This window comes from Vibrio sp. Vb1554, assembly GCF_033344235.1.
The window spans coordinates 1-1,124 of the sequence record NZ_JAWPOJ010000367.1; the positions used below are offsets into that span (position 1 = coordinate 1).

Genomic DNA, 1,124 nt, shown 5'->3' on the forward strand with positions numbered 1-1,124 from the left:
TTTAGAAGCTGTTTCTTCAACAGGTTGAGATTCAGTTTCTTGTCGCGCTTTACGCGCTTTTGCACGAGCAATAGCAGCAGCGACCGCGGCTTTCTTCGGATCTTCGGCTGGCTCTTGAGAAGCTGTTTCTTCAACAGGTTGAGATTCAGTTTCTTGTTGCGCTTTACGCGCTTTTGCACGAGCAATAGCAGCGGCTACTGCAGCTTTTTTATCTTCTGGCTCTTCAGATGCGTTTTCTTCCTGCTGAGCTTTTTTCGCTTTCGCGCGCGCGATTGCTGCAGCAACTGCGGACTTTTTATCATCAGCATTGTTAGCAGGGGTTTCGCTTTGTTCTTTTTCTGCTTTACGTTCACGAGCAAGACGCTTGCGCTCTTCACGCAGTTTTGCCATTTCGGAGTTGTCAGGCTCAGTTGCACCAACTTTTGCTGCTGCGGCTTGCTTCGCTTTTGCTTTGGCAATGGCAGCCGCGACAGCAGGTTTAACTGCTGGCTCAGCTTTATTATCTTCGTTCGATTTTTGTGCTTTAACACGAGCAATGGCTGCGGCGATAGCATCATCACCACCGGTTGACTTCATCTCTTTTCGACGGTCATCCGCGGCTTTCTTGAAGCGGTTCTCACGTTCTGCTTTTTCGCGTTCCATACGCGCTTTTTTCTCTTCGAAGCGCAGTTTCGCACGCTCTGCGGCTTCTGCTTCTTGAGTTCGAGTACGAATTTCTGCTTTTGCTTGGCGGTAATATTGCACCAGTGGAATTTCACTTGGACAAACAAACGCACAAGCGCCACACTCGATACAATCTTTTAGATTTAGTTCTTCTAGCTTGTCATATTCTTCGGCCTTGGCATGCCATTGAAGCAGCTGTGGCAGTAGAGATGCAGGACCAGCTTCCGCACATTGACCACCACCTATACATTCCATTTCGTATTGATGAGCTGAAATCTCGTGACGAGTCGGAGCTAAAATACAGTTCGCCGTTTTGGTGATAGGAACCTGTGAGTGGGGCAGGGTAAAGCCCATCATTGGTCCGCCCATGATCAAACGCTGAAGTTTTTTATCGGCTTTGTACCCGAATTCGTCGAGCAGTGCTTGAACTGGGGTACCCAAGAGCGCCCATACGTTTCGAG

General features: G+C 48.8%; 1 protein-coding gene. It reads right to left on the bottom strand.

Annotated elements, in window-relative coordinates:
• Positions 1-1,124 (bottom strand): 4Fe-4S dicluster domain-containing protein (locus R8N28_RS26350; protein ID WP_412079939.1); only part of this gene is annotated, 1,124 nt, incomplete at both ends.